We start from the raw sequence: 21,237 nt of genomic DNA, 5'->3' as shown, positions 1-21,237 counted from the left end.
TTGCCGAGGACCCGGCTTCTTCGTTTTAGTCAGAAAAATATCGAGGTGTTTTATGTACCAACTAGATACAGACCAATTAGCCCATGCCCTGGGCTATCCCCACAAGGGGGAGGCTAAAATCCCGGCCCGGGTCGTCTTTGACAGCCGGGAAGTCTGCCCGGGGGACTTGTTTGTGGCCATCCAAGGTGACCGGGTCAATGGTGCAGATTACATTCCAACGGCCCTGGAAAAGGGGGCCATCGGCTACGTGGCCGGTGCCCAGTATGACCACCCCGGCGTCGCCCATATTGTAGCGGAAGATGGCCTGGCATTTATGCAGGCTCTGGGCCGTTTCATGCGAATCCGCTTCCAGGGGCCGGTGATTGCCGTCACCGGGAGCCAGGGTAAAACCAGTTGCAAGGACCTTCTGACCCATGTCCTCCGGCAAGACCACCAAGTGGTGGTGACCCATGAAAACCAAAACAATGAACTGGGTCTGCCCATGACCCTGACCCGGCTTACGGAGGAAACAGAGATCCTTATTGTGGAGATGGGTATGTCCGGTTTCGGGGAAATTGCCTTCCTGGCTAATATCGCCTGGCCCACCCATGCCCTCATCACCAATATCGGTATTGTCCATGCGGAAATCCTCGGCAGCCAGGCCGGCATTGCCAGGGCAAAAAGTGAATTATTCCCATATGTGCCACAAAATGGTACAATTGCAGTAAGGGCGGCCGACCAAGACCTCTTGGCCCCCTATTTGAAAGAAACGGCGGCCTCTTTTTTGTGGACCGGCCTTGAAGCCGAGGCCAATACACGTTACTCTGCTAGAGACCTGGACCTGGACACTGACCACAGTCGCTTTCGTTTTTGTGGCCCTGAAGGGACCTTCCCGGTTGACCTGCCCTATGCCGGTCAGCACCAGGTGGAAAATGCCCTCCTGGTCATTGCCACTGCCCTGGCCCTAGGTGAAAAGCCTGAAACCATTCAGAAAGGCCTGGCCGGGGCTGCTCCCCTGTCGTCCAACCGGATGGAGCAGGTGGTATCGGGCCAAAGGCTGATTTTAAACGATAGCTACAATGCCAACCCGGCCTCTGTCCAGGCCACCTTGAAAGTCCTGGCCGGCTACAAGGACCGGCCCCGTTGGGCTTGTATTGGCAATATGTATGAGCTGGGCCCCTATGAAAAAACGGGGCATGCGGCAGTTGGGGAAACCTTTGCTGCCCTGGCTTTGGAAAAATTAATTTGTGTTGGAGATTTGACGAAAGATACCGCCCAGGCAGCCATTGCTGCCGGCCTGCCTGCAGAGGCGGTGGTCACCGTGCAAGATAGCGCTGAAGCCTTGGCCTACCTACAGGCCCATCTACCGGCTGATGCGGTGCTCCTGGTGAAGGGAAGCCATAGTATGCACATGGATACCATTGTAGGCGGACTCATCTGACGTTTGGAGGGAACTATTTTGAATTTTATTCTGTCGATATTAGCTTTGGCCCTTGGCTTCTTTCTAACGGTTGTGGCCACCCGCAAGCTCATTCCAATCCTGACCCGGTTGAAATTCGGACAGGAAATTCGTGAAGAGGGGCCTCAGAGCCACCTGCAAAAGAAAGGCACGCCGACCATGGGCGGGGCTGTTTTTGCACCGGTCATGGCCCTGGCTGTCTTCCTGACCAATGGGGTGAACCGCTACTCTGTCTTCCTGGTCTTGTGCGCCACCCTCTTTGGCCTGATCGGCTTTTTAGATGACGGATTAAAATTGTTCAACCACCGGTCGCTGGGCTTACGGGCCTGGCAGAAGGTGGCCCTGCAACTGGTCATCGTCGGTGTGGTCTTGGCCTTGGGCCTTGGCCTGGTGGGCCTTGCCCCGGGCTTTTGGATCCCGGGCTTTCAACTGGCCCTCAAGCAACCTCTTTTTTATGTCGCCGTCATGGTTATTGTCCTGGTGGGGACGACCAATGCCGCCAATTTAACGGACGGCCTGGATGGGCTCCTGAGTGGGACCAGCCTGGTCATTGCCGTGGGCTTTTTTATCATCTCGGTATGGCATATGCTGCCGGCAGGGATGACCTTTTCGGCAGCCCTGATTGGCGTCCTCTTAGGCTTTTTTTACTTCAACCGCCACCCGGCCTCTATTTTCATGGGCGATACCGGGTCCTTTTTCATCGGCGGGGCCATGGCCGGCCTGGCCATGCTCACCAAGACCGAATTGCTCCTGCCCCTGATTTGCCTAATTTATGTCCTGGAGGCCTTATCGGTAATCATCCAGGTCCTGGTCTTCAAGCGGACCGGTAAGCGGGTCTTTCGGATGTCACCCCTCCACCACCACTTTGAGCTGGGTGGGCTGAAAGAAGAGCAGGTGCTGTATTTATTTATGATTATCACCGGGATCAGTGTGCTCCTGGCCCTCTTAGTGGTCCATGGGGCTGACCCGGCTTTACTGCAACAATTAAGGGGATAGCAAATGAAGCGTTACTTAATTATCGGGGCAGCCCGGAGTGGGCTGGCCTGTGCAGACTACCTGTTAAGAAAAAAAGATACCGAAGTCATCCTCGCAGACTCAGACCCAGGCAAAGAGGCGGCGACGGTGGAATACTTTGCCAACCGGCCTATCCAGCTGATCTGGGGTAGGCCTGATATTGATGCCCTGAAACCGGATATCCTGGTCTTGAGCCCCGGGGTGCCGCCGCAGATTGGACCGGTTCAAGAGGCCCTGGCGGCCGGCATCCCGGTGATTTCAGAACCGGAACTGGCCTACCGGGAAGGACGGGCCCGCTGGTTTGGCATCACCGGGACCAATGGTAAAACGACCACCACGGCCCTGGCGGCCCACCTCCTGGAGGGATTTGGGGCGCCGGTTTTTTGTGGGGGTAATATCGGGACTCCGCTCATTTCTGCGGTCCCGGACCTGCCGGAAGAGGCCGTAGTGGTGGCGGAACTATCCAGTTTCCAGCTGGAACTGATTGACCGCTTTCGCCCTAACGCAGCGGCCTACCTGAACCTGACCCCGGACCACCTGGACCGGCATGGGAACCTGGAGGCCTATGCCGAAGCGAAAGCCCGGATTTTTGAAAACCAAGGGCCGGAGGACCTCCTCATCGCCAACTACGATGACCCCACAGTCCGGGTCTTAGCCGAACGAGCAGGGGGGCAGGTTTGGTATTTCAGCCTGAAGGCGCAGCCGCCCCTGGGCATGTGGGAAAAAGAGGGGAAGCTGATGGTGCGCCTCCAGCCCCAAGACGCGCCTCACTGCCTGCTTGACCGGTCGGATATTGCCCTGCCTGGGGCCCACAATACCGAAAATATTATGGCAGCGGTCCTCGGGGCCTTGTATTTCGGGGCCAGTGAAAGCCATATTTGCCGGCAGTTGCGGACCTTCCACAGTGTGGCCCACCGGCTTGAACCGGTGAGGGACCTGGCCGGCGTCCGCTATGTCAATGACAGTAAGGGGACCAACCCGGATGCAACAGAAAAGGCCTTGCAGGCCTATAACGAGCCCATTGTGATTATCCTGGGCGGGCGGAATAAGGGCAATAGCTTTGACCCCTTAGTCCCCCTCATTCAGGAAAAATGCCGGCATGTGGTCCTGGTCGGTGAGGCCAAGGCGGACATCCGCCAGGCCCTTGACCGGTTTGCCTATCCAGACTACAGTCAGGCCGCAAGCTTTGAAGAGGCCGTCAGCCTGGCCCAGCAAGCGGCCCAGCCCGGGGACGTGGTCCTGCTCAGTCCGGCCTGTGCCAGCTGGGATATGTTCCCCAACTATGAAGTGCGGGGCGATTTATTTAAGAAGTTGGTGAACGAACTCGATGGCTAAAATTCCTAGAAACCGCTGGTCGGACCAGAGCGAGGCAGAAGAGCGGCGGAAAAAGTCGCAAAAGGCCAACCTGGTCCGCCACCTGGGTGGGGACAAACACCCGGACGAGGGTCCTGGCCGCCGCCCCCCGGACCGGCAGGGGACTCGCCCCCAGCCCCGGGTCGGGCGGCAAGACCAATCCCCCCACCGGGACCAGGGCGGTCCTGCTGGCGGCTCCCGCTTTCGGATCAAAGACCAGCCCTTCAAAGATAAGAAAACCAAAGGCAAGGAAGATAAACATAAAGACAAGAATAGCAAAAAAGGCTGGCTCAGCGGTTACCGCCGGGCCAGGTGGGCTGAGGTCCAGGGAGTCCGGACGGGCCCGGACCTGATGCTCCTACAGATTTCCCTGATTCTTCTGGCGGTGGGCCTGGTCATGGTCCTGTCTTCCAGTTCCTATGAGGGCCTCATGCTCCATGGGCAGGGGGGCTATTACTTTGCCCGCCAGCTCTTTATGACCATAGGCGGGGTCCTGGCCCTAGTCATCATGCTCTTTTTTAACCCGGAAATCATTCGCCGTTTTGCTCCTGTGGCCCTGGTTGTCGTCATTGGCCTTATTATCGTGGCCTCCTTCTTTACAGACGCCCAATATGGGGCCCGGCGCTGGATCAGCGTTTTCGGGATGAGCTTTATGCCCTCCGACTTAGCCAAGCCGGTCTTGGTGGTGGTTTTTGCCGGCCAGCTGGAAAAGGTCCGGGACCGGCTCGACGAATTACCGGAGTACGGTAAGACTCTGATTGCCATGATGGTCGTACCGGCCCTGGTGGTCATTGAAGACTTGGGCACCGGCGTTGTTTTGGCCGGCTGCCTCTTTGCCATGCTCTATATTGCCGGAGCTCCTAAAAAGTATATTTTGGGGACCATGGGCCTGGGCCTGGTGGCCTTCGGCGCTGCCGTTGCCTACAAGCCCTACCGCCTGGCCCGGCTCACCAGCTTTATTAACCCTATGGACCCGGAAAAGATGGAAGCTGGGAGTTTCCAATTGGTGCAAAGCCTCTATGCCTTTGGCGATGGCGGCCTTTTTGGGGTGGGCCTGGGCAATGGGGGACAGAAGTTAAGCCACCTCTTTGGGTCCCACACCGACTTCATCTATGCCGTTATCGGTGAAGAGCTGGGCCTCATTGGGGCAGGTTGTGTCCTGGCCCTCTTTATCGCCTTTGCCTGGCGGGGCCTGTGGATATCCATGCATATTCGTGACTTTTATAAGTCCCTGGTGACCTTTGGCCTAACGGTGATGATTTCCCTCCAAGCCTTTATCAATATGGGGGTCGCTGTTGGTGTCCTACCGGTCACTGGGATTGCCTTGCCCTTTATCAGTTACGGGGGGTCCTCTCTGATTGTTACCCTGGCGACAGTAGGCTATTTACTGAATCTTTCCCGGTATGTTAAACGGTCAGGGAAAAGTAATCAATGAATCCTCCCGCATTGCGTGATATAATAACGAGGATATGAGGGGAGCGAGACAATGGGTGTGATCGTTACCGGTGGTGGTACCGGCGGGCATATTTACCCGGCCTTGGCCATCGCTGAAGAAATAAAAAAAAGATATCCGCAAGTGGATATCCTCTATATTGGCAGTGAGACAGGCCTGGAAGCGGACATTGTGCCCAAGACAGGTCTGCCTTTTGCCGCTATTACAGCGAAGGGTTTTACCCGAAAATTATCCCTGGATACCCTTCGTACCCTGCAAGCTACGGGCAAGGGTTTTCGGATGGCCCGGCAGATTCTGAAAGATTTTAAGGCCCATACGGTCATCGGGACCGGGGGCTTTGTCTGCGGGTCTGTCATGCTTGCAGCCAAGGGGCAGGGCGCCCGGCTCTTTTTACATGAACAGAATGCCTACCCGGGGGTGACCAACCGCCTGCTGGCCCCCTTATCCGACGGGGTAATGCTGAACTTTAGCGAAGCCCGGGGTCGGTTTAAGGGTAAGACGCCGATGTATGTAACCGGACTTCCGGTCCGGGCCGATATCGGCCGCTATTCAAAGGCGGAAGGCCTGGCCCACTTTGGTCTGGCTGAAGATAAAAAGACCCTTTTAATCACCGGGGGCAGCCGAGGGGCCAGGACCATTAATCAAACGATGAGTCAAATCCTCCCGGCCCTCTTGAAAAGGGAGGATGTCCAGGTGATTTTTATCAGCGGACGGAATGGGTATGAGGAAACCCGGGGCCTAATCCGGGCAGCCGGCCTATCGGATACAGATACGCCGGGCCTTAAATTATTAGACTACCTCTACGAAATGCCCCTGGCCCTGGCCGCAGCCGACCTAGCCGTAGGCAGAGCCGGTGCGACCTTCCTGGCGGAACTTTCGGCCACCGGCCTGCCGGCGGTTCTTTTACCCTACCCCTATGCCAGCGAGAACCACCAGGCCCACAATGCCCAGGCCATTGTTGATGCAGGCGCTGCGGAGATGATTTTAGATGCCCAGTGCACCGGTCCGCTGATGTTAGAGACCTTAGAACGTTTTTTAGATGACGATGACTATCGCCGGGGAATGGCCAAGCAGATGAAAGCCTTAGCCAAACCCAATGCTTTAGCCGATATTATGGCCGTATTAGAAAAGCAGGGTAGTCTTCAGTAGGAAGGAGCTGCGCGCAGATGACGCTTGAAGGCAAGACAAAAATACATTTTATCGGTATAGGAGGCATCGGCATGAGTGCCATTGCCGAAATTCTCCTGGCGCTCGGGTATGAGGTGAGCGGTTCGGATGTGGCCCTATCTTCACGGGTCCAGCGTCTGATGACCCAAGGGGCCCGGATTGACATCGGTCAATCTGCCGACCACATACATAAGGACATGGACCTGGTCGTCCATTCCACGGCGATTCGGCTGGATAACCCGGAACGCCGGGCAGCAGAAGCCCTGCATATTCCCGTTTGCCACCGGTCAGAGGTATTGGGTGAATTAATGCGCCGACAAAAGGGCATCTGCGTTGCCGGGAGCCATGGAAAGACAACCACCAGCTCCATGGTTTCCCTGGTCTTAGAAAAAAATAACCTGGACCCCACCATTGTCGTCGGTGGCGTTATCAATGAAATCGGCAGTAATGCCAAGCTGGGCCGGGGGGAATACCTGGCTGCCGAAGCCGATGAAAGCGATGGCAGCTTCTTAAACCTCCACCCCTGGTATACTATCGTCACCAATGTAGAAGAGGACCACCTGGATCATTACAAGGATATCAAGGCCATCCAGGATATTTTCCGCCGCTTCGTCCAACTGACGGCAGTCGATGGCCACGTCCTCCTATGTGCCGACTGCCCCGAGGCCCTGGCCCTCAAAGAAGTGGCCCCGGCTGATGTAAAGACCTATGGCTACAGTGACCAGGCCGATTATCGGATTTGTAACCACCAGCAAAAGGGCAGCCTCAATGAGGCTGATATTTACCAGGGCAGCGACTATCTGGGTCGGCTGGAACTCATCATTCCCGGCCGCCACAATATGCAGAATGCCCTGGCAGCCACCATCTGTGCCATGGACCTCGGCCTGTCTTTTGAGGCCATTGCCGCGACCCTGCGGGGCTTCCATGGAACCAAGCGCCGCTTTCAGCTGGTTGGGGATGTGGCAGACATCCAAGTCGTCGATGACTATGCCCACCATCCCACAGAAATCAGTGCCACCATCCAGGCCGCCAAAGACTGTCACACCGGCCGGGTGGTCGCAGTCTTCCAGCCCCACCGCTATAGCCGGACCCAGTTTTTAGCGGATAAGTTCGCCGCAGCCCTGTCTGCAGCCGATGATATTTTTCTTTTAGACGTCTATCCGGCGGGGGAAGACCCCATCGAAGGGGTTTCTAGCCAACTGATTTTAGACTGCCTGCCTGCTGGCCGGACAGGAACCCTCTGCAAGGAAGAGGCCGTCGCCCAAGAATTGACCGGCCATCTTCAACCAGGGGATATGGTCCTGGTCATGGGGGCCGGCTCCATCTGGCAAGAGGCCCCGAATATTGTCGAGGCCTTAAAGGAAAAATACCTATCCTAACACTTTAGCGTCCACAAGGAGGTGAACGATGTTAAAAAGAAAGAAAAACGACCCAACCCCCTCGCCGGCAGAACCGGCTGACGAAAGCCCCAGCGGGCAGCTGGAAGAGCGGGCTGGCGGAAGAAAAAGGAAACTCTCAGCGGAATTTCAGCTGACGATTATCCTGTCTGTCATCTTTACCATCATCGTTTCCCTTGCCTTGTCGCCCCTGATGAATATCGATGCCGTTGCCATCACCGGCAACCAGGCGGTATCGAAACAGCATGTGACCCAACTGGCCAACCACCCCCAGGGGCAGAACCTTTTCCTATATAAAAAGGGGGAGGCCATCCGCTCTCTGGAAAGCCACCCCTATATTAAAGAAGCCAGCATCCACCGCCACCTGCCCCACAGCCTGAGCATTGAAGTCAAGGAACGGCGGGCTGTCGGTGTCCTGGTCAACCGGGGGATTTTTCTCCAGTTTAGCGCTGACGGGTTACTACTCAACAGCACCCCAACCCTAGAGAATACGACCATCCCCATCATTACGGGCATATCCTTAAAGGCCGTTCCCCAACCTGGTGGGAAAATAAAAAACGAAGCCTTTGAACAAGCCCTGGCCGTGGTCAACGCCATGCCCAAAGACTTGCTGGCCGGCATTCAGGAAATCAATATTGCCGAAAAGGATAATATCCTGGCCTACACCTCGAACGGTATTGAGGTCCGGATTGGCAGTATTAAAAAGATTGAGAGCCGGATGTCCGCCTTGAACGATATCATGAAACAAGTGATTCTTTCCAACGCCGTTCAGGGTAAGGTAGAGTATATTGATATGCGCTACAGCAAGTCGCCTATTTTAAAACTCAAGGGCCAGGATGGCAGCGCCATTCCCCTGGATATGGAAGGGGCAGGAATGCCCATTTCTGCAGAAAGAGAGGCCCAACGGGTTGAAGGCACCACGGAAGCCGTTGCTGAAGGAGACCCGGAAACGGGCCAGGATGAAAATGACCAGGCTTAGCCGATCCCACTCTTGCATCTTAAATTGAGAAATTAATTGCAAGAAAGGGTTATATGGTATATCATAAAGATAAATATTGCGATTTTTCGGAGGGGATAGCATGTTCCAACTTGATGATAATGTTGCAAACAACGCTGCGGTCATTAAAGTGATCGGCGTTGGCGGCGGTGGCGGAAACGCCGTAAACCGCATGATTGAAGCCAAAGTGCAAGGTGTTGAATTTATCGTTGCCAATACCGATGCTCAGGTGCTGGCACACTCAGAAGCAGACCAAAAAATCCAACTGGGGAGCAAGCTCACCCGGGGCCTCGGTGCCGGCGGTAACCCTGAAGTTGGTGAAAAGGCCGCAGAAGAAAGCCGGGAAGAAATAGCAGAAGCCCTTGAAGGCGCTGACCTGGTCTTTGTGACGGCCGGTATGGGCGGCGGGACAGGCACCGGTGCAGCACCGGTTGTTGCTGAAATCGCCAAAAGCCAAGGGGCGCTGACCATTGGCGTTGTCACCAAACCCTTTGCCTTTGAAGGGAAAAAACGCAAGAGCAATGCTGCCCAAGGGATTGCTGTTTTAACCGACAAGGTCGACTCTCTAGTGACCATTCCTAATGATCGCTTACTTGAAATTGCCAGCAAGGAAACCACCCTTGAAGAAGCCTTTGACATCGCTGATGATGTCTTAAGACAAGGGGTCCAGGGTATTTCCGATACCATTACCAAAGTGGCTATGATCAATTTGGACTTCGCTGACGTCCGGTCTACCATGCAAAATACCGGTACAGCACTGATGGGCGTTGGCTACGGCAAGGGTGAAGACCGGGCCGTTGCTGCCGCAAAAGCTGCTATTTCATCCCCTCTCCTTGAAACCTCTATAGATGGGGCTTCTGCTATCCTGATGAACGTTTCCGGGGACAACCCGACCCTCTTGGAAGCTCAAGCAGCAGCAGATTATATTTATGAAGCCGCCGGTGCTGACGCAGACGTTATCTTTGGGGCCATTAACGATCCGGATGCCAAGGACGACATCAAAATTACGGTTATCGCCACTGGTTTCCAACCGGATGACCGCAATACCTATGATACGAATGCCTACAAGGCTGGTGGCCAACAACGGACCAGCCGGTCCAGCAGCAAGGATAAATTTACGGATGTTCACATTCCGGACTTCCTGAAAAAAGGCAACCGTAACTTCTAATTGGGATTTACTGATCAGCGAGACCTTGGCGGCCTCGCTGATTTTTATTTCAAAGCAAAAAAAGCGAACATACAATCGAAAATCCTCTTGACAAGGTACATTTGTTTGGTAAAATATAAGAAAACACGTTCGGGGAACTTGGGTTCTCTTTTTCTTGTCAGGAGGAAGGACTTATGAAAGTAATTGGCGTAGCTTTAATGACCTGTGCATCCATCTTTTTATTCGTGATGTCGGTAGGACTTGTGGAAGACCCGACGGTGTCCTTGTGGATTACAACACCCATCTCTCTGCTCAGCATGGTGGGAATCTTTATTGGCTTGGCGGCCTTTCGCATTATAGAATTCCGTCCCTATTTACACCTTTCCGAATCACAGCGAAAATAGTGGGTGCCTGATAAGGAGGCCCTATGAGTAGGAAGCTATCTCGCAGTGGGAAAAAGAAAAAATCACAGTATCGCAAAACAGCCAAAGAACAGGCGGAAATGGCCAAGGAGGTCACCCCGGAAGAGCGGGGGATGGAGAAGAAGCGGTTACGGTTCAATGGGGTTGCCCTGGGTCTTTTAACCGCCGCCTTAATCCTCATGCTGGGCGCCCCGACCTTTGACCGGATGGGCTTCCTGCCCTATCAGGCCGGTACCATTTTAGCCTATGTCTGTTCGCTGGTGGCTGGTGCCCTGATGCTCTATTCTTTAAAATACACCCGGGAAGAGAAGAAAACCACCGGTCGGATTACCGGTGGCTTGATGGTTGGGGTTGGCCTGATTGGCTTGATTACCACCCTGTCACCCCTCTTGACCGGTTAGGCTCACCTAAAAAGACAGGTCACATCCCTTTTGGATGTGACCTGTCTTTTTCTTATGCCTGGGTATGGTAAGTGGCCTTTTCTGTAACGATAATGGATAGGGGGATATCGGTATCCTGCTGGGGAATCTTTTCACCCTTGACGACCTGGCAGTCATAGCCGGCGCCGATAATAGGGGTCCCCTCTTTTAAGCGGGGGAGGAAGCGGTCATAAAAACCGGCCCCATAGCCAATCCGGCCGCCGGTCTCATCAAAGACCAGGCCCGGTACCAGGCAGAAATCAATTTCTTCTATAGGGACCTCTTCAATAGCCTCGGGGGCAATTTCTTCCAGACCTAGACCGGTTGTAATGAGCGGCGTACTTGGCCGGTAGACAGAGAAAATCATCTGGTAGTTTTTTTGGCAGATGGGCAGTAGTACCCGTTTGCCTTCTGCGAAGGCGGTTTCGATTAAGTCCTGAGTTTTCAGTTCACTGCCGAAAGATAAGAATAAGGCCACGGTATCAGCCCGGAGCCATTCGGGCATGGCCGATAAACGGGCAGCGAAGGCCTTGCCGGCTAAGTCTCTTTCTTCCTGAGAGAGCGCCTTGCGGGCCTTGGTCATTTGATCGCGATAATCTTGTGCAGTCATAAGACCCCTCCTTTGTCGACAAGATTATAGCGAATGCAGCCGGTGATTGCAAGTTCCGTAAATTATCAGGGGATTGGGCAAAAAGGCTTGCATTTTTTTCTGAATCTGCTATTATATAGGTATGGTGTTAGCACTCGAATAGATTGAGTGCTAACACAAACAGGAAAGTCAATAAGGAGGCCATTTAATGAACATTAAACCGTTAGGCGACAAAGTCGTTATTAAACCCTTAAAAGTTGAGGAAAAAACCCAGAGCGGGATCGTTCTGCCCGGGTCCGCCCAAGAAAAACCCCACCAAGGGGAAATCATTGCCGTAGGTAGTGGGGTGTTGAATGAAAAAGGTGAACGCGTACCTTTGGAAGTAAAACCCGGCGATAAGGTCGTCTATGGCAAATTCGGTGGTACCGAAGTGAAACTGGATGACGAAGAAGTCGTCATCATCGCAGAAAAAGATATCTTAGTCGTTCTCGGCTAATTAAAGGTTATAGACGTTTTCGTTTTACTAGGAGGCTAATATAGATGGCAAAAGAAATTCGTTTTGGTGCAGAAGCACGTGCAGCCCTGGAAAAAGGGGTGAATGCAGTTGCTGACGCAGTGAGTGTAACCCTTGGGCCTAAAGGCCGTAACGTTGTTTTATCCAAACCCTATGGCACCCCTCTAATTACCAATGACGGGGTTTCCATCGCCCGGGAAATCGAACTGGAAGACGCCTTCGAAAACATGGGCGCCCAGCTCTTAAAAGAAGTATCCATTAAAACCAACGATGTCGCCGGTGACGGGACCACCACAGCTACGGTACTGGCACAGGCAATGGTTCGTGAAGGCCTCAAAAATATTGCCGCCGGTGCCAACCCTATTATTCTTCGCAAGGGGATGACGGCTGCTGCAGCCAAGGCTGTAGAAGCCATTGAAAAGGTATCCAGCCCCATTAAAAACAAGGAAGCCATCGCTCAAGTGGCAGCTATTTCTTCCGGGGACGAAGAAACCGGTAAACTCATCGCTGACGCTATGGAAGTGGTCGGCAATGATGGGGTCATCACCGTTGAAGACTCCCAGACCTTCGGCACCTCTTTAGATGTCGTTGAAGGGATGCAGTTCGACCGGGGTTATATCTCTCCCTACATGGTTTCCGATACGGAAAAAATGGTCGCTTCTTTAGAAGACCCCTATATCTTAATTACAGATAAGAAAATCAGTAGCGTTCAGGAAATTTTACCTGTCCTGGAACAAGTGGTGAAAACCGGCAAGGCCCTCCTGCTCATCGCTGAAGATGTGGAAGGCGAAGCCCTCACTACCATGATTTTAAATAAACTCCGTGGGACCTTTAACTGTGTTGCCGTTAAAGCCCCGGGCTTTGGTGACCGTCGTAAAGAAATGCTCCAGGATATCGCCGTCTTAACCGGGGCCACTGTAGTCACCGAAGAATTAGGCTACAAACTGGAAGATGCAACGGTAGACATGCTCGGTTCTGCCCGCCAAATCACCGTTACCAAGGACAACACCACCATTGTTGAAGGTAAGGGGAGCAAGGAAGGCATTGACGGCCGGGTGGCTCAAATCCGTGTCCAATTAGAGGAAACCAGCTCTGACTTTGACCGGGAAAAACTGCAAGAACGCTTGGCTAAACTGGCCGGCGGGGTAGCAGTGATCCAAGTTGGGGCTGCCACCGAAACGGAACTGGCTGAAAAGAAACTCCGGATCGAGGATGCCCTTTCCGCAACCCGGGCTGCAGTGGAAGAAGGGATTGTCGCCGGCGGCGGTACGTCCTACATTTCTGCGATGGCTGCCCTGGATGACCTCCAACTGGACGAAGCAGACGCAATGACCGGTGTGGCTCTGATTAAAAACGCCCTGGAAGCCCCGGTTCGCCAAATCGCTGAAAATGCCGGGATGGAAGGGTCTGTTGTCGTTGCAGCTGTCAAAGAAAAAGACCAGGGGATTGGCTACAATGCCCTCGCTGACCGCTACGAAGACATGATTGAGGCTGGGATCATTGACCCGGCTAAGGTCACCCGCAGTGCCCTGCAAAATGCAGTGTCCATCGCTTCTATGATTCTGACCACTGAAAGCCTGGTGGCAGATGTCAAAACCGAAGACCCGATGGCCGGTGCCGGTGCAGGCGCCCCCGGCATGGGTATGATGTAAGCTTCAAAAGACTTTTAAACGGACGTAGACCTACGTCCGTTTTTTTATTTACCGGGGCAAAAGCTTGAGCCGGGCTTCTCATTCCAGTATAATAACAAGAAGTGTAAAAAGGTACAGTCAAGCTAGAGGAGGCTACTTATGTGCGGTATTGTCGGCTACATGCCGGGAAATAAGGAAATAGACCATGAGGCGGTCATTAAGGATATGTGTGACGCGATGGTCCATCGGGGGCCGGATAGCGACGGCACCTTTATCACCGACCAAATCGTCCTGGGTTTTCGGCGGTTGAGCATCATTGACTTAAGTAATGAGGCGGACCAGCCTCTTTTCAATAAAGATAAGACCTTAGCCTTGATTTTCAATGGCGAAATCTACAACTACAAGGAACTGCGGGAAGACCTGGTCAAGCAGGGCTATACCTTTATTTCTGAGACAGATAGCGAGGTCTTGGTCCATGGCTATGATGCCTGGGGCGAAGGGATCTTGCATAAGGTCCGGGGGATGTTTGCCTTTGCCATCTGGGACGCGAAGAAGGAGGAGCTCTTTTTAGCCCGGGACTTTTTCGGTATTAAGCCCCTTTACTATGGCGCCGCCTCCGATGACGGCAGTTTTTTCTTCGGGTCAGAAATCAAGTGCTTTTTAGAACACCCTTCCTTCCGGAAGGCTGTCAACCCCAAGGCCCTCCGGCCCTACCTGACCTTCCAGTACCCGGCAACAGAAGAGACCTTTTTTAAGGGCATCTACAAGCTGAGCCCGGGCACCTGGATGCGGGTCAAGGACGGGAAAATTACCGACCGGGGCCGGTACTGGGACTTCAACTACCGGGATGCCGGCCTGACCGATGATGAGGCCGTCACTGCCATTGGGGATGTCCTGCGGGAGAGTGTCCGCTACCACCAGATGGCAGACGTCCAGGTCGGAGCCTTTTTATCCGGTGGGATTGATTCGAGCTTCATCACTGCCCTCTTCCGGCCGGAAAAGACCTTTTCCGTTGGTTTTAAGGACTATGATGGGGTCTTCAATGAAACAGATCTGGGCCGTCGGCTATCGGAAATTTTAGGCTTTACCCACTACAAGCGCCTGATCAGCGGCGATGACTTTTTCGAGGCCCTACCGACCATCCAATACCATATGGATGAGCCCCAGTCCAACCTGTCTTCGGTGCCCCTTTACTTCCTGGCCCAGCTGGCCTCTGAACACGTTAAAGTTGTCCTTTCAGGGGAAGGGGCGGATGAGCTTTTCGGGGGCTATGACAGCTACATGGATACGCCCCACCTGGCCCTCTATAAAAAACTCCCGGCCTTTGTCCGCCGGGGGCTTTACCAAACGGTCGGGAAGGCCTTTCCCCATTCCCGCTTGGGCGACCTGGCCATCCGGGGCGGTCAGCCCCTCCGTGAACGCTTTGTAGGCCAGGCCCGGATTTTTCCTGATGATGAAGCGGCAGCCCTCCTAACCCCGACCTACCGGGGCGGTCCGTCAGCAACAGAGCTCCTGGCCCCTGAGTACGACCGTCTTCATGGGACAGACGAACTGACTGCCAAGCAGGTCATCGATATCCGGACCTGGCTGCCCGGGGATATTCTCTTAAAGGCAGACAAGATGAGCTCCGCTCATTCCCTGGAACTCCGGGTCCCCTTCCTGGACAAGGAAGTCATCCACCTGGCAACCCAACTGTCGCCGGACCAGCGGGTCCGCGATGGGGTGGCTAAGGTATCCTTGCGGAAGGCAGCCCTGGCAGAACTGCCGGAAGAATGGGCCAAACGCCCGAAGGTCGGTTTCCCGGTGCCCTTGCGGGACTGGCTCTGCCAGGAAAAATACTACCAGGCGGTTAAGGCCATCTTTGAGCGGCCCTATGTGAGCGAGTTTTTCAACCAAGATAAGCTCTTGACCTACCTCCAAGAGCACTATGAAGGTAAGGCCATGCGGCAGCGCTATATTTACACCGTGCTCTGCTTCCTGATTTGGTATGACGAATATTTTGTAAAGAGATAAGTCAACGGGGCCTAGCCCCGTTTTTTCTTGCTATCGTTTGGGAGACAAGGGTTATAGTGTATAATGATTAAATATGAAGAGAGAAATGAAGACCTATTATACCTACCTGCTTAAGTGTGCAGACAATACGCTCTATTGCGGCTATACTGTTGACCTGGACCAGCGGCTTGCCAAGCATAATGCCGGCAAGGCCAGTAAGTATACCAGGGCACGGTTGCCGGTGGAGCTGGTTTACTGGGAGGCCTTTGCCAGCCAGCATGAGGCCATGGCCCGGGAATACCAGCTCAAACAGTGGACCAGGGAAGAAAAGTTGGCCTTGATAAGTAACAGGAAGACAGGTGACGCATGAATACTTTTTTTATTGTAGATGGAAATAGTATTGCCAACCGCGCTTTTTACGGGGTACCCCCTTTGACCACCAAAGATGGGACGCCAACCAATGCAGTGGTGGGCTTTTTAAATATGCTGAAGAAATTAATCGGAGACGGCACAGACGCCTACCTGGCTGTGGCCTTTGATGAGCGGGGTAAGGTTTTCCGCCATGAAAAATTTGTTGACTATAAGGCCAACCGCAAGGGGATGCCCGATGACTTGGCGGCTCAAATGCCCCTCATCAGGGAGGTCCTGACCCTGATGCAGGTCCCCATCTTGAGCATGCCCGGCTACGAGGGGGATGACATTTTAGGTACTCTGGGCAAAAAGGCCAAGGCGGCCGGCTTTGACGTGGCCCTGGTCAGTGGGGACCGGGATACCTTTCAATTGATTGAAGACCATATTAAGGTCATCTACCCCCGCCGGGGCCTTTCTGATACGGAGGTCATGGACCTGCCGGCCCTCAAGGAAAAGTATGACCTCAGCCCAACCCAGATCATCGACCTCAAGGGACTCATGGGCGATGCCTCAGACAATATCCCCGGGGTACCCGGTGTCGGCGTTAAGACGGCGACCAAGTTCTTGCAAAAGTATGGGTCTATGGAGGGCCTATACGACCATATTGAAGACTTCGACGGCAAGAAAATGGGCGATAAGCTGACCGAATATAAGGACCAGGCCTTTATGAGTCGGGACTTAGCGACGATTACCACAGATGTGCCCCTGGAAATTCCGCCCATGGAGGCTTTCCGCCTGAAAGAACCGGACCTGGATGGGCTCCGGGCCTTTTACAGCCGGCTGGAGCTGCGCCAATTCCTCAACCAGCTGGACGAGGGTCGGGCGCCTGAGGCCCAGCCCGAAGGGGAAGTGCACAGGGACCTGGCCGCCATCCGGGCCTGCCTGGATGACCTGGCCGATGCCGACCAGCTGGTCATTATTTGCCGGCTGGACGACGGACGCAAGACCCTGACCGACCTGGCTCTCAGGGGCAAGGGCACGAACCACCACATCCCTTGCGCTGACCATGAAGCGGAAGTGGCAGAGGGCCTGGCGAACCTGCTCCAGGCCCATGATAAGCCGGTCATCACAGATGATGCCAAGGCCTTTTACACCGCTCTGGCCCTGTGTGACATAAAAGCAGTGCCGGTTGCATGGGATGCGGTCCTTTCGGACTACCTCCTGGACCCGGAATCCGGGGACCACAGCCTGGAAGGGCAACTGCAAAAACGCTTCCAAACGGTCTTCTCAGAGGACCCCTCGGAAAAATACCATGCCCTCCTAGAGGGCTTGGAAAAGCTCCAAGAACCGACCATGGAAGCCCTGCGGGAAGCAGACATGGCGGACCTCTACTATGCCCTGGAGCTCCCCCTGGCCCAGGTCCTGGTCAATATGGAACAGACCGGGGTCCGGCTAAATATCCCCTACCTCCAGGCCATGGAAGAAGAGTTCGCCGGCCGGCTGGACAAGCTCACCAATGACATCTACGACCTGGCCGGTGAGCCCTTTAACATCAATTCTCCCAAGCAATTGGGCCAGGTCTTATTTGACCAGCTGGGCCTGCCGGTCTTGAAAAAGACCAAGACCGGCCCCTCAACCAATGCAGAGGTCTTAGACCAGCTTAGGAAAGAGCACCCCATTGTGCCCCTGATCCTGGACTACCGCCAGTTGAGCAAGTTGAAGAGCACCTATATTGACGGGCTCCTGGCCCTGGCCGATGAAGAGGGGAAGGTCTACACCCACTTTAACCAAACCCTGACCGCAACCGGCCGCCTGTCCTCCAGTGAGCCCAACCTGCAGAATATCCCGGTCCGCACCGAGGAGGGTCGGCGGATCCGCCAGGCCTTTATCCCCTCTGAAGAGGGTCAGGTTCTCATCTCTGCCGACTATTCCCAAATCGAACTCCGGATTTTAGCGGCCATGTCGCTGGACGGCAGTCTGGTGAATAGCTTTAGAAGTGAAGAGGACATCCACCGGCGGACCGCCTCGGAAGTCTTCCATGTGCCCATTGACCAGGTGACCAGCCTGCAGCGGTATGCGGCCAAGGCCGTTAACTTTGGGATTATTTATGGGCAGACAGACTTTGGCCTGGCCCGAGAACTGGGCATCAGCCGGAAGGCGGCCCAGGAATACATTGACAAGTACTTTGAACGCTATCCCCTGGTGCAGAAGTGGATTGATGAAGCCGTGGAGGCAGCCCGGGAAAATGGCTATGTCAAAACCATCCTCGGCCGGCGCCGGTATATCAGGGATATCCACAGCAAGAACCAGCACCAACGCCACTTTGCCGAACGGACGGCGGTTAATGCTCCCATCCAAGGCAGTGCGGCGGATGTCATCAAGCTGGCCATGCTCGACGTCAATCGACGGCTAGAGGCTGATGACTACCGGGCCCGGATGCTCTTACAGGTCCACGATGAACTTATCTTTGAAGCACCGCCAGAAGAGGCGGGCATGCTCATTCAGATGGTCCATGAGGCCATGGAAGAGGTTTTAGAGCTGCCGGTTCCCCTCCATGTTGAGGTGAAGGTTGGCTTTAACTGGGAAGAAATGGAAACCGTTTAGGAGGAGAGACCGCTATGCCCGAATTGCCAGAAGTAGAAACGGTACGCCGGGGCCTGGCGGATAAACTGGTCCAGGCCAGGATTGAGACGGTCCGGGTCAGCCTGCCCAAGCAGGTCAAAAGGCCCCAGGGCGATGCCCGGGCCTTTAGCCAAGGGCTCTGTGGCCGGACCATTCAAGCCATTGACCGGCGGGGCAAGTACCTGGTTTTTACCCTCTCCGGCGGGCACTGGCTGGTCGCCCACCTGGGTATGAGTGGCCGCCTTTTGGTCAAATCCAGCCAGGCGCTGCCGGCTGCCCATACCCATATCATCCTGACCTTTGACAGGGGCCTGGCCCTGCACTACCAAGACGTCCGCCAATTTGGTGGTCTGGCCCTATGGACAGAAGACCCCTACTTGCAGGCGCCGCTGGCCAAGCTGGGGCCGGAGCCCCTAAGTGACGACTTTACCGCTGAAGGCCTTTACCAAAAGAGTCGGGGGCGGAAGCTGGCCGTCAAAAGTTTTATTCTGGACCAAAAAATCATCGCCGGCGTGGGCAATATCTATGCCGACGAGGCCCTTTTTCGGGCCGGGCTGCGGCCTCGCAAGGCCGCCGGCCGGCTGTCGCGCAAGGACTGCCAGGGCCTCCACCGGGCCATCTGCCAGGTGCTTGAAGAAGGCATCGCCGCCGGCGGCAGTTCGATCCGGGACTACGTCGGGGCCGATGGCCATACTGGCGGCTACCAGCTCACCCACCGGGTCTACGGGCGGAAGGGGCAGGCCTGCCTGGTCTGCGGCAGGCCTTTAAAGAGCATTATTGTTGGCGGCCGGTCCAGTGTTTACTGCCCCCACTGCCAGTCATCATAAGGAGGGCCTATGGCAAAATATATTGGTATTACCGGTGGGATTGCTTCAGGCAAGTCTGCAGTCGGCGACTACCTGGCCAGCCTGGGCTACCCGGTCATCGATGCAGACCTGATTGCCCGGGAAGTGGTAGAGCCCGGCAGGGAGACATTAGCGGCCTTGAGGGAGGCCTTCGGACCGGGGATTCTTTCGCCGGCAGGAGACCTGGATCGACGCGCCCTGGCAGCGGTCATCTTTAAAGATGATCAAAAGCGGGCCCAGCTCAACCAAATTATGCACCCCGCCATTGACCGGGCAATGCAGAAAAAGATGGCGGCAGCCCAGGACCAGCCCCTGGTTTTTCTGATGGTTCCCCTCTTATACGAGACCGGCTTTCAGAAACACTGCGATGAGGTCTGGCTGGTTAGGGTCAGCCGGGAAACTCAAGTCCGCCGGCTCATGGCCCGGGATGACATTGATGCGGGTTACGCCGACCATAAAATTAAGGCCCAGATGACCGATGAAGACCGGCTGGCCTATGGGCCGCAGGTCATCAATAACGATGGGGACCTGGATGCCCTCCACGCCCAGGTTGATGAACTTTTAAGGGAGGTGGGCTAGATGGCCAGGTCAACAACTGAGGGCCGGGACAAACTCTGGACCGGCCCCTTTATTTCTATTGTGGTCATCAACCTGGTCCTCTTTTTAAGCTTCCAGGTTCTGACCCCAACCCTCCCGGTCTACGCCCAGTCCATCGGGGCCGGGGACCGGAGCATTGGCCTCTTGATTGGCCTGGTCTCTATTTCATCAATTATTACCCGCCTCTTGGGCGGCATGCTCCTGGACCGGTTCGGACGGAAGCTTATTTTTCTACTGGGCCTATTGGGGATGACGGCCTTTACCTTCGGCATTGGCTTTGTCACCACCGTCGGCCTCCTGCTCCTGGTGCGAACGGTCCAGGGTCTGGCCTGGGGGGTGGCCAGTACCGCTTCCAGCACCATGGCCGCAGACAGCATCGCCCGGTCCAGGCTGGGAGAGGGGATGGGCTATTATGGCCTATCGACCTCCCTGGCCCTGGCCATTGCCCCGGCCCTGGGCTTATTTGTCCTCCAGGCCTATGGCTTCCATTGGGTGACCCTGATAGGGACCCTTCTGTTACTGGTCTGCCTGGTCCTCGTCGCCCTGACCCCGGAGCCTGCCTATGAGCGGGCAGCTCAGCCGGCAGAGGGGGCCAGCCTCCTGGCGGCCATGTACGAAAAAAAAGCTCTCTTACCGGCCCTGATGATGATGGCTCTGACAGCTGTCATGGGGGCCAACTCAGCCTTTATTGCGGTTTCAGCCTATAGCCGGGGGGTCCGGAACATTGGCCTTTACTTTATCGTCTATGCCCTAGCTATGATTCTCTCCCGGCCTCTGGTTGGTAAGGTTGTCGACCGGTATGGTCTAAGGGTTGTCGTCTTGCCCACCCTGGCCTGTATGGGCCTTTCCTTGGTCATGACAGCCTTTGCCGGCCATATCTGGGCTTACTGCCTGGCTGGCGCCCTTTTCGGAACAGGCTTTGCGGCCGGACAAACGGCCTTTCAGACCATGGCCGTCACCCTGGCCCCCCGGGGACGGATTGGGGCAGCCAACGGGACTTTTTTCGTTGGCTTCGATGGCGGGATGGCCATTGGCTCGGTTCTGGCCGGCCTGGCTGCGGACGCCTGGGGCTATGCCGGCATGTACCTCTTTCTGCTGGTCTTTATCCTCCTGGCCGCCGTCTTATTTTTAACGGTCGGGAAAAAAAGACTTGGCAGCCGGTAAATGCTTGCTTAATGATATCCTGTATGCTATACTGTCTGAGGTAAAAAAACACACGGTTTCCATTGCCTGCCCTTGGAGCGAAAGTCGTGGCAAGGCATGAGGAGGCCGGAGGAAAAATCCAGAAA

General features: G+C 55.0%; 19 protein-coding genes. 18 read left to right on the top strand and 1 reads right to left on the bottom strand.

What is annotated here, in order from left to right; all coding sequences use genetic code 11:
- The first annotated feature begins 52 nt into the window (after positions 1-52).
- From ACKQTC_RS07515 to ACKQTC_RS07470, 10 genes are all read left to right on the top strand, one after another.
- Positions 53-1,420: a UDP-N-acetylmuramoyl-tripeptide--D-alanyl-D-alanine ligase gene (locus ACKQTC_RS07515; RefSeq protein ID WP_408977828.1), complete on the top strand. Its 1,368-nt coding sequence runs from the start codon at positions 53-55 to the stop codon at positions 1,418-1,420.
- Positions 1,421-1,438: 18 nt separating this feature from the next.
- A complete protein-coding gene (gene mraY, locus ACKQTC_RS07510; protein WP_408977827.1) occupies positions 1,439-2,434 on the top strand; it encodes a phospho-N-acetylmuramoyl-pentapeptide-transferase in 996 nt (331 codons plus the stop codon).
- A 3-nt stretch (positions 2,435-2,437) separates the two neighbouring features.
- On the top strand, positions 2,438-3,787 hold the full coding sequence (gene murD / locus ACKQTC_RS07505) for a UDP-N-acetylmuramoyl-L-alanine--D-glutamate ligase (RefSeq protein WP_408977826.1): 1,350 nt from the start codon (positions 2,438-2,440) through the stop codon (positions 3,785-3,787).
- On the top strand, positions 3,780-5,240 hold the full coding sequence (locus ACKQTC_RS07500; RefSeq protein ID WP_408977825.1) for an FtsW/RodA/SpoVE family cell cycle protein: 1,461 nt from the start codon (positions 3,780-3,782) through the stop codon (positions 5,238-5,240). Before murD ends, ACKQTC_RS07500 begins: the two co-directional genes overlap by 8 nt.
- 51 nt (positions 5,241-5,291) lie before the next feature.
- On the top strand, positions 5,292-6,407 hold the full coding sequence (murG, locus tag ACKQTC_RS07495; protein WP_408977824.1) for an undecaprenyldiphospho-muramoylpentapeptide beta-N-acetylglucosaminyltransferase: 1,116 nt from the start codon (positions 5,292-5,294) through the stop codon (positions 6,405-6,407).
- A gap of 17 nt (positions 6,408-6,424) precedes the next feature.
- Complete coding sequence (murC, locus tag ACKQTC_RS07490; RefSeq protein WP_408977823.1) at positions 6,425-7,804, top strand: UDP-N-acetylmuramate--L-alanine ligase; 1,380 nt, start codon at positions 6,425-6,427, stop codon at positions 7,802-7,804.
- Positions 7,805-7,832: 28 nt separating this feature from the next.
- Complete coding sequence (locus tag ACKQTC_RS07485; RefSeq protein WP_408977822.1) at positions 7,833-8,801, top strand: cell division protein FtsQ/DivIB; 969 nt, start codon at positions 7,833-7,835, stop codon at positions 8,799-8,801.
- Positions 8,802-8,901: 100 nt separating this feature from the next.
- Complete coding sequence (ftsZ, locus tag ACKQTC_RS07480) at positions 8,902-9,987, top strand: cell division protein FtsZ (RefSeq protein WP_408977821.1); 1,086 nt, start codon at positions 8,902-8,904, stop codon at positions 9,985-9,987.
- Positions 9,988-10,160: 173 nt separating this feature from the next.
- A complete protein-coding gene (locus ACKQTC_RS07475) occupies positions 10,161-10,370 on the top strand; it encodes a hypothetical protein (RefSeq protein ID WP_408977820.1) in 210 nt (69 codons plus the stop codon).
- 23 nt (positions 10,371-10,393) lie between these two features.
- Complete coding sequence (locus ACKQTC_RS07470) at positions 10,394-10,789, top strand: PWWP domain-containing protein (protein WP_408977819.1); 396 nt, start codon at positions 10,394-10,396, stop codon at positions 10,787-10,789.
- A gap of 52 nt (positions 10,790-10,841) precedes the next feature.
- On the opposite strand, the gene ACKQTC_RS07465 is transcribed toward ACKQTC_RS07470, so the two are convergent.
- Positions 10,842-11,417 (bottom strand): 5-formyltetrahydrofolate cyclo-ligase, encoded by a 576-nt coding sequence (locus ACKQTC_RS07465; protein WP_408977818.1) that lies wholly within the window; start codon positions 11,415-11,417, stop codon positions 10,842-10,844.
- A gap of 187 nt (positions 11,418-11,604) precedes the next feature.
- On the opposite strand from ACKQTC_RS07465, the gene ACKQTC_RS07460 reads away from it, so the two are divergent.
- The 8 genes from ACKQTC_RS07460 (at position 11,605) to ACKQTC_RS07425 (ending at position 21,112) form a co-directional block, all read left to right on the top strand.
- Positions 11,605-11,892: a co-chaperone GroES gene (locus tag ACKQTC_RS07460; protein WP_408977817.1), complete on the top strand. Its 288-nt coding sequence runs from the start codon at positions 11,605-11,607 to the stop codon at positions 11,890-11,892.
- 44 nt (positions 11,893-11,936) lie between these two features.
- Entirely contained in the window at positions 11,937-13,562 is a 1,626-nt protein-coding gene (groL, locus tag ACKQTC_RS07455; protein ID WP_408977816.1) for a chaperonin GroEL, read from the top strand.
- A 138-nt stretch (positions 13,563-13,700) separates the two neighbouring features.
- Entirely contained in the window at positions 13,701-15,554 is a 1,854-nt protein-coding gene (asnB, locus tag ACKQTC_RS07450; RefSeq protein ID WP_408977815.1) for an asparagine synthase (glutamine-hydrolyzing), read from the top strand.
- A 73-nt stretch (positions 15,555-15,627) separates the two neighbouring features.
- Positions 15,628-15,903, top strand: coding sequence for a GIY-YIG nuclease family protein (locus ACKQTC_RS07445; protein WP_408977814.1), 276 nt, complete (start codon positions 15,628-15,630; stop codon positions 15,901-15,903).
- Complete coding sequence (gene polA / locus ACKQTC_RS07440; protein WP_408977813.1) at positions 15,900-18,488, top strand: DNA polymerase I; 2,589 nt, start codon at positions 15,900-15,902, stop codon at positions 18,486-18,488. Before ACKQTC_RS07445 ends, polA begins: the two co-directional genes overlap by 4 nt.
- Before the next feature lie 14 nt (positions 18,489-18,502).
- Positions 18,503-19,333, top strand: a complete 831-nt coding sequence (gene mutM / locus ACKQTC_RS07435) for a bifunctional DNA-formamidopyrimidine glycosylase/DNA-(apurinic or apyrimidinic site) lyase (protein WP_408977812.1) — start codon at positions 18,503-18,505, stop codon at positions 19,331-19,333.
- A 9-nt stretch (positions 19,334-19,342) separates the two neighbouring features.
- Positions 19,343-19,930, top strand: coding sequence for a dephospho-CoA kinase (gene coaE / locus ACKQTC_RS07430; protein WP_408977811.1), 588 nt, complete (start codon positions 19,343-19,345; stop codon positions 19,928-19,930).
- Entirely contained in the window at positions 19,931-21,112 is a 1,182-nt protein-coding gene (locus tag ACKQTC_RS07425; RefSeq protein ID WP_408977810.1) for an MFS transporter, read from the top strand.
- Positions 21,113-21,237 lie beyond the last annotated feature (125 nt).

The organism is Peptococcus simiae (genome assembly GCF_046097595.1).
Taxonomy (GTDB): Bacteria; Bacillota; Peptococcia; order Peptococcales; family Peptococcaceae; genus Peptococcus; species Peptococcus simiae.
The sequence above is the reverse complement of the archived record's forward strand: the minus strand, read 5'-3'. Positions and strand labels throughout refer to the sequence as shown.

Bases quoted from the DNA above. Each gene is read 5' to 3' on its own strand.
- ACKQTC_RS07515 (WP_408977828.1), top strand. From the start codon at position 53: ATGTACCAACTAGATACAGACCAATTAGCCCATGCCCTGGGCTATCCC.
- murD (WP_408977826.1), top strand. From the start codon at position 2,438: ATGAAGCGTTACTTAATTATCGGGGCAGCCCGGAGTGGGCTGGCCTGT.
- ACKQTC_RS07500 (WP_408977825.1), top strand. From the start codon at position 3,780: ATGGCTAAAATTCCTAGAAACCGCTGGTCGGACCAGAGCGAGGCAGAA.
- murG (WP_408977824.1), top strand. From the start codon at position 5,292: ATGGGTGTGATCGTTACCGGTGGTGGTACCGGCGGGCATATTTACCCG.
- murC (WP_408977823.1), top strand. From the start codon at position 6,425: ATGACGCTTGAAGGCAAGACAAAAATACATTTTATCGGTATAGGAGGC.
- ACKQTC_RS07485 (WP_408977822.1), top strand. From the start codon at position 7,833: ATGTTAAAAAGAAAGAAAAACGACCCAACCCCCTCGCCGGCAGAACCG.
- ftsZ (WP_408977821.1), top strand. From the start codon at position 8,902: ATGTTCCAACTTGATGATAATGTTGCAAACAACGCTGCGGTCATTAAA.
- ACKQTC_RS07475 (WP_408977820.1), top strand. From the start codon at position 10,161: ATGAAAGTAATTGGCGTAGCTTTAATGACCTGTGCATCCATCTTTTTA.
- ACKQTC_RS07470 (WP_408977819.1), top strand. From the start codon at position 10,394: ATGAGTAGGAAGCTATCTCGCAGTGGGAAAAAGAAAAAATCACAGTAT.
- ACKQTC_RS07465 (WP_408977818.1), bottom strand. From the start codon at position 11,417: ATGACTGCACAAGATTATCGCGATCAAATGACCAAGGCCCGCAAGGCG.
- ACKQTC_RS07460 (WP_408977817.1), top strand. From the start codon at position 11,605: ATGAACATTAAACCGTTAGGCGACAAAGTCGTTATTAAACCCTTAAAA.
- groL (WP_408977816.1), top strand. From the start codon at position 11,937: ATGGCAAAAGAAATTCGTTTTGGTGCAGAAGCACGTGCAGCCCTGGAA.
- asnB (WP_408977815.1), top strand. From the start codon at position 13,701: ATGTGCGGTATTGTCGGCTACATGCCGGGAAATAAGGAAATAGACCAT.
- ACKQTC_RS07445 (WP_408977814.1), top strand. From the start codon at position 15,628: ATGAAGAGAGAAATGAAGACCTATTATACCTACCTGCTTAAGTGTGCA.
- polA (WP_408977813.1), top strand. From the start codon at position 15,900: ATGAATACTTTTTTTATTGTAGATGGAAATAGTATTGCCAACCGCGCT.
- mutM (WP_408977812.1), top strand. From the start codon at position 18,503: ATGCCCGAATTGCCAGAAGTAGAAACGGTACGCCGGGGCCTGGCGGAT.
- coaE (WP_408977811.1), top strand. From the start codon at position 19,343: ATGGCAAAATATATTGGTATTACCGGTGGGATTGCTTCAGGCAAGTCT.
- ACKQTC_RS07425 (WP_408977810.1), top strand. From the start codon at position 19,931: ATGGCCAGGTCAACAACTGAGGGCCGGGACAAACTCTGGACCGGCCCC.